6 protein-coding genes are annotated in these 6,000 nt (G+C 66.0%); 1 reads left to right on the top strand and 5 read right to left on the bottom strand.

Annotated elements, in window-relative coordinates:
• Positions 1-167: 167 nt before the first annotated feature.
• Positions 168-950, bottom strand: a complete 783-nt coding sequence (locus ACFWUP_RS29550) for a crotonase/enoyl-CoA hydratase family protein (protein ID WP_379239253.1) — start codon at positions 948-950, stop codon at positions 168-170.
• Between the two features lie 79 nt (positions 951-1,029).
• Here ACFWUP_RS29550 and ACFWUP_RS29545 point away from each other — a divergent pair, with 79 nt between their 5' ends.
• Entirely contained in the window at positions 1,030-2,673 is a 1,644-nt protein-coding gene (locus ACFWUP_RS29545) for an acyl-CoA synthetase (RefSeq protein ID WP_379239252.1), read from the top strand.
• Between the two features lie 134 nt (positions 2,674-2,807).
• On the opposite strand, the gene ACFWUP_RS29540 is transcribed toward ACFWUP_RS29545, so the two are convergent.
• The 4 genes from ACFWUP_RS29540 to ACFWUP_RS29525 all read right to left on the bottom strand — a co-directional run bounded on the left by ACFWUP_RS29540 (position 2,808) and on the right by ACFWUP_RS29525 (position 5,944).
• Positions 2,808-3,197 (bottom strand): type II toxin-antitoxin system death-on-curing family toxin, encoded by a 390-nt coding sequence (locus ACFWUP_RS29540; RefSeq protein ID WP_379239251.1) that lies wholly within the window; start codon positions 3,195-3,197, stop codon positions 2,808-2,810.
• The gene (locus tag ACFWUP_RS29535) at positions 3,194-3,433 is read right to left on the bottom strand and encodes a type II toxin-antitoxin system Phd/YefM family antitoxin (protein WP_379239250.1); all 240 of its coding nucleotides are present in this window, start codon (positions 3,431-3,433) and stop codon (positions 3,194-3,196) included. The genes ACFWUP_RS29540 and ACFWUP_RS29535 overlap by 4 nt, the downstream gene beginning before the upstream one ends.
• A gap of 99 nt (positions 3,434-3,532) precedes the next feature.
• Positions 3,533-4,735 (bottom strand): acyl-CoA dehydrogenase family protein, encoded by a 1,203-nt coding sequence (locus ACFWUP_RS29530; protein ID WP_379239249.1) that lies wholly within the window; start codon positions 4,733-4,735, stop codon positions 3,533-3,535.
• Positions 4,736-4,750: 15 nt separating this feature from the next.
• Positions 4,751-5,944: an acyl-CoA dehydrogenase family protein gene (locus ACFWUP_RS29525; RefSeq protein WP_379239248.1), complete on the bottom strand. Its 1,194-nt coding sequence runs from the start codon at positions 5,942-5,944 to the stop codon at positions 4,751-4,753.
• Positions 5,945-6,000: the final 56 nt, after the last annotated feature.

Below are 6,000 nucleotides of genomic sequence, written 5' to 3'. Positions count from 1 at the left end.
GCCACCGTTGCTGGAGGCTTCGCCTCGGACGCAACGGCGGCTAACTCGCGGCCGGGCCGCTACGCCGCTTCGCGGCGACCCTCCCTAGGGGTCGGGTGTGGGGGTTGGGAGTGCGGTCATGGCGGAACTGGGGTGTGCGGTGTGGCTGGGGTGCGGTTATGGCGGATTTATGTGCCGGTGAACGTGGGCTTGCGCTTTTCCGCGAAGGCTTTGGGGCCTTCTTTGGCGTCGGCTGACTTGAAGACGGCGGTGCCGAGTTCGGCGTCTACCTTGAAGGCTTCGTTTTCGTGCATGCCTTCGGTGTCTCGGATGGTTTTTAGGATCGCCTGTACGGCTAGGGGGCCGTTGGCGGCGATCATTTCGGCCAGTTCCAGTGCCTTGTCCAGGGCGGCGCCGTCGGGGACTACGTGGCCGATGAGGCCGATCTCCTTGGCTTCGGTGGCCTTGATGTGGCGGCCGGTCAGCAGGAGGTCGGCGGCTACGGTGTACGGGATTTGGCGGGTGAGGCGGACTGCTGAGCCGCCTAGGGGGAACAGGCCCCAACGGGGCTCTGAGACACCGAATTTGGCGCTTTCGCCTGCTACTCGGATGTCGGTGCCCTGCAGGATTTCGGTGCCGCCCGCGATCGCCGCGCCCTCGACGGCGGCGATCAGGGGCTTGGTGAGCCTGCGGCCCTTGAGCAGGGCGTCGATGCGGGACAGGTCCCAGCCGCCACCGGCGAACGAATCGCCGGGGTGTTGGGTGGTCATCGCCTTGAGGTCGGCGCCGGCGCAGAACGCGCCGCCCGCGCCGGTGAGGATCGCGACGCGGATGTCGGGATCGCTGTCCACCTGGTCCCAGGCGTCGCGCATGATTGCCATCATCTCGCCGGAAAGAGCATTGCGCGCCTCGGGGCGGTTCATGGTGACGATGAGAACGTGGCCACGCTTCTCGACCAGACAGTGGGTCATCTGAAAATCTCCTCACAACGTTCGGACGCATTCGCCGAAAACCTTGTCAGAAACAGTAACACGTTCTATTTTTGACCCTGTGAGCTACAACATAGCCGATCTCGTCGAACATGCCGTCGACTTGATGCCCGACCGGATCGTGCTGGTCGGCGAACATCGAGAGTCGACCTACGCCGAACTGGAGGAGCGGGCCAACAAGCTGGCCCACTACCTGCTGGAACAGGGTGTGCGTCCCGGCGACAAAGTCGGAATCTATTCCCGCAACACCGTCGAGGCCGTCGAAGCGATGGTGGCCGTCTTCAAGGCGCGGGCGGTGATGATCAATGTCAATTTCCGCTATGTCGAGAACGAGTTACTGCACATCTTCGACAACTCCGACATGGTGGCGCTGATCCATGAGCGCCGCTACACCGACAAGGTGGCGGCGGTTCGGGACAAGGTGCCCGGGCTGAAGACGGTGATCGTCGTCGACGACGGCACCTCCGCGGACACCCCCGACTACTCGGTCGAATACGAAGCGGCGCTGGCCGATTCGTCGGGCGAACGCGACTTCGAGGAACGCTCGCCCGACGACATCTACATGCTCTACACCGGCGGCACCACCGGCCTGCCCAAGGGCGTGATGTGGCGGCACGAGGACGTCTGGCGGGTGCTCGGCGCCGGCATCAACTTCGTCACCGGCGAGTACACCAAGGACGAATGGGAGCTGGCCAAGATCGGCGCGGCCAACCCGCAGATGGTGCGCTTCCCGATCCCGCCGATGATCCACGGCGGCTCGCAGTGGGCCACCTTCCACAGCCTGTTCGGCGGCGGCAAGGCGGTGATGATCCCCGAGTTCAGCGGGCACGGTGTGTGGCAGGCCGTCGACAAGCACGGCATCAACCTGATCTTCATCACCGGCGACGCGATGGCGCGCCCGATGCTCGACGCACTGGCCGAAGGCAACCCGGAAACCGGTGAGCCGTACGACCTTTCGACGCTGTACGTGCTGGCCAGCAGCGCGGCGCTGTTCTCGCCGTCGCTCAAGGACAAGTTCCTCGAAGTGCTGCCCAACCGGATGATCTCCGACTCCATCGGCTCCTCGGAGACCGGCTTCGGCGGACTTTCCCTGGTCGCCAAGGGCGCCACCCACACCGGCGGCCCCCGGGTGAAGATCGACGCCGCCACCCAGGTGCTCGACGAACAAGGGAATCCGGTGAAGCCGGGTTCCGGCGAGGTCGGCTTGCTGGCGCGCAGCGGGCACATCCCGCTCGGCTACTACAAGGACGAGGTCAAGTCGGCCGCGACGTTCAAGGAGTTCAACGGGATTCGCTTCGCGATCCCCGGCGACTACGCGCGCGTCGAGGAGGACGGCTCGGTCACGATGCTCGGCCGCGGTTCGGTGAGCATCAACAGCGGGGGCGAGAAGATCTACCCCGAGGAAGTCGAGGGCGCCCTCAAGGCCCACCCGGAGATCTTCGACGCACTGGTAGTCGGCGTCGAGGACGAACGCTGGGGTCAGCGGGTCTGCGCGGTCGTCCAGTGCCGCGGCGAATACCGCCCCACCCTGGCCGATTTGAAGCCGGTCCTCGCTGGCGAGATCGCCTCCTACAAGCAACCCCGCAGCCTGTGGTTCGTCGACGAGATCAAGCGCTCGCCCGCCGGAAAACCGGACTACCGCTGGGCCAAGGCGCAGACCGATGAGCGGCCCGCGGATGAGCATGCGGAGGCCGGGTCGGCGTAGAACTGGCGTAATCACGCAATCGGGCTCGTTCCAGTCAGAAAACTGACTGGAACGAGCCGTTTTGCGTGATTACGCCGGACCGATCAGCGGTTGGGCGGCGGTCCTGACACATTCGGATTCAGCCAAGGCCGGGGTCAGTGTTTCAGCGCAGTAGCGAGGCGAGACGCGATCTCGGGGACATCGACAACTGCGCCGCTGGCGACGTCGATCATGAGGTCGTAGGCGAGGTCTTCGTCGAGCGAAGTCGTGTCGATGCCGTTGCGGGCAAGGAAGACGATCGCGCCTACGATGGCAAGGCGTTTGTTGCCGTCGACGAGGGGATGGTTGGCGGCGATCGAGTGTAGGAGCGCGGCCGACTTCTCCCAGATGCCTGGGTAGGCGTCGGTGCCGAACACTGTGGTTGCTGGACGTGCGGCCGCCGATGCGAGCAGTCCCGCGTCGCGCACGACATATTGCCCGGCTACATCCTCGGCGATTGCTCGCAGGTCGGCGACCGTGAGGTAATAGATCTCCGCTTCGCTCACTCGGCGAGCCTGTCGAGCAGGCTCCTGTGACGCTCGGTGAATTGTCGCGATAGCGCGCGGACTTGACTGTCTGCGGTCTCGGCCATCGAGTCCGGCACCACGGCGGCCACACGGCGGCCATGGCGGGTCAAGTGCACGACTCTGCCGGCCTCGGCGGCCGCGATCACGTCGGCGAGGCGCTCCCTGGCTTCACTTACCGGGAGTTCCCAGTTCTCAGGTACGGGGGCTGCAGTCATGTACGAATTGTACATCTTCGCACGAAGTTCGTACGAACTCCGCATTCTGTACGCTCGCACTTCGCGCGGTCACCTGGTGAGGCGCGAGGGCTTGGTCGACTACTGCGCCAGTTCCGCGCCGAGGGCGAGGAGGTGGGGGGTTGCGCCGCCGAGGGCGTATTCGTGGTGTTTGGCGGCGGTGAAGTAGTTGTGGGTGATGTGGTCTCGGTCGATGCCGAGGCCGCCGTGGATGTGGACGGCGGTGTGGGCGACCTTGTGGCCTGCTTCGGCGGCCCAGAATTTGGCGATGTGGATGGACTCGGCGGCGGGGAGGTTTTCCGAGAGTCGCCAGGCCGCTTGGGTGACGGTCAGGCGGAGGCCGTCGATTTCTATGTAGGCGTCGGCGAGGCGTTGGGATACTGCTTGGAAGGAGCCGAGGGGTTTGCCGAATTGTTCGCGGGTGCGGGTGTGTTCGGCGGTGAGGTCCAGTGCTCGTTCGAGGGTCCCGAGTTGGAGGGCGGATAGGCCGAGCCAGGCGTGTTCGCGTAGCCAGGTGAGGATATCGGCGCCGGATTCGATGGTGCCGACCAATTCGGCTGGGGAGTGGGTGAATTCGACGAGGAACTCAGGGGAGAGGTCGACCACCTGCTGTGCGGTGCGGGTGACCGAGGTGTGGGTCGGGTCGACCAGGAATACCGCTGTACGCCCGGAGATAGTGGCGGGCACCAGGATTCGCGCGGCTCGATCGGCGTGGGGGACGGTGGTCGCCCTCCCGGTCAGCGTCCAGGTCGCACTGGTCGCGGACGCGGCAGTGTCGTCGACTTCGGTCCCGTGCAGTGTCGTGCCGTTCTTCGCGTCGGTGCCGACGCCCTCGGTCGCACAGGCGGCCTCGGGTGAGTAGGCCGCCTCGGCGACGATGCCGGGGGCGGCGGTGGTGGCGTGTAGTTCTTCGGCCAGCGCGGTGGTGAGCACGAGCTCGCCCCTGCCTGCCCGAGCCGCCAGCTGCTGCTGCGAGGCATCGCCGAACTTCGCCAGCGCACCCGCGCCGAGGACGACCGACCACAGGTAGGGCACCGCGGCGACGACGCGGCCGAGTTCGCGCAGGATCGCGGTCTGCTCGAGTGCGCCGAAGTCGCTGCCGCCCAATGCTTCCGGCAGTGCCGCTGCCAGCACGCCGGTTTCGGCGAGGGCCTTCCAGAGCTGCTCGTCGAAGCGTCCGGGAACATCGAGTTCACGCAGGCGATCGGCGGTGACGAGTTTGGCGCAGATCTCGCCGGTCAGGGTGGCGAGGTCGGTCTGGGCTTCGGTGGGTGTGAAATCCATGGGGGATACCGGCTTTCAGCGGGCGGAGGCGGGCTGGCGCAGGGCGGTCATGGCGATGATGTCGCGCTGCACCTCGTTGGTGCCGCCGCCGAAGGTGAGAATCAGTGCGGCGCGGTGCATTCGTTCGAGTCGGCCGAGCAGGACGGCGCCGGGGGAGTCCTGGCGCAGGTAGGCGTGCGGGCCGACGACCTCCATCAGCAGGCGGTAGGCCTCGGTGGCGAGTTCGGTGCCGTAGACCTTGCAGGCGGAGGCGTCCCACGGTTTCGGCGCGGCCTCACCGCCCTGATCGGCGCGGCTGGCGATCTCCCAGTTCAGCAGCTTGAGGTACTCGACTTTCGCGTGCACGCGAGCCAGATTCAGCCGCACCCATTCCTGGTCGATCACCCGCGAACCATCGGAGCCGGTAGTCGAACGAGCCCACTCCACGGTCTGCCCCACCGCCAGCGACAACGGCCCGGCGGATGTCAGCGCGACCCGTTCGTGGTTGAGCTGGTTGGTGATCAGCGACCACCCGCCGTTCTCCGGCCCGACCATCGACGAGACGGGTACGCGCACGTCCTGGTAATAGGTGGCGCTGGTGTCGGGCCCGGCCATCGTGTGCACCGGCGTCCAGGAGAACCCCTCGGCGTCGGTCGGCACGATGAGCATCGTGATGCCCTTGTGCTTCTTGGCATTCGGATCCGTACGCACCGCCAGCCAGATGTAGTCGGCGTAGGCGATGAGGCTGGTCCACATCTTCTGACCGTTGATCACATAGTCGTCGCCGTCGCGCACCGCCGAAGTACGAAGTGCGGCAAGGTCGGTGCCCGCGCCCGGTTCGGAATAGCCGATGGCGAAATGCAGTTCACCGGCGGCGATGCGCGGCAGGAAGAACTTCTTCTGCTCCTCGGAGCCGTACTGCATGATGGTCGGCGCCACGGAGTTCAGCGTCAGGAACGGCACCGGCGCGCCCGCGATGGCGGCTTCCTCGACGAAGATCAGCTGATCCATCGTGGTGCGGTCCTGGCCGCCGTACTCCTTGGGCCAGCTCAGCGTGAGCCAGCCGTCGCGGCCCATCTCGCGCACGACCTCGCGGTAGACATTGCCGGAACCGTATTCGCCGGTCTGCATGCTCAGTGCCGCGCGCCGCTCGGGCGTCATCAGCTTCGCGAAATATTCGCGCAGCTCGGCGCGCAATTCTTCCTGCTGCGGCGTATACGCGACGCGCATGCTTCCTACCTCGGTGTCGAGCTGACAAGTCGGGTGGCGGGGCGCAGGGGGTGAGC

The sequence above is a fragment of the Nocardia sp. NPDC058658 genome (assembly GCF_042716665.1).
GTDB lineage: Bacteria > Actinomycetota > Actinomycetes > Mycobacteriales > Mycobacteriaceae > Nocardia.
This window is presented reverse-complemented; position numbering and strand designations above follow the sequence as displayed.

Bases quoted from the DNA above. Each gene is read 5' to 3' on its own strand.
- ACFWUP_RS29550 (WP_379239253.1), bottom strand. From the start codon at position 950: ATGACCCACTGTCTGGTCGAGAAGCGTGGCCACGTTCTCATCGTCACC.
- ACFWUP_RS29535 (WP_379239250.1), bottom strand. From the start codon at position 3,433: ATGACTGCAGCCCCCGTACCTGAGAACTGGGAACTCCCGGTAAGTGAA.
- ACFWUP_RS29530 (WP_379239249.1), bottom strand. From the start codon at position 4,735: ATGGATTTCACACCCACCGAAGCCCAGACCGACCTCGCCACCCTGACC.
- ACFWUP_RS29525 (WP_379239248.1), bottom strand. From the start codon at position 5,944: ATGCGCGTCGCGTATACGCCGCAGCAGGAAGAATTGCGCGCCGAGCTG.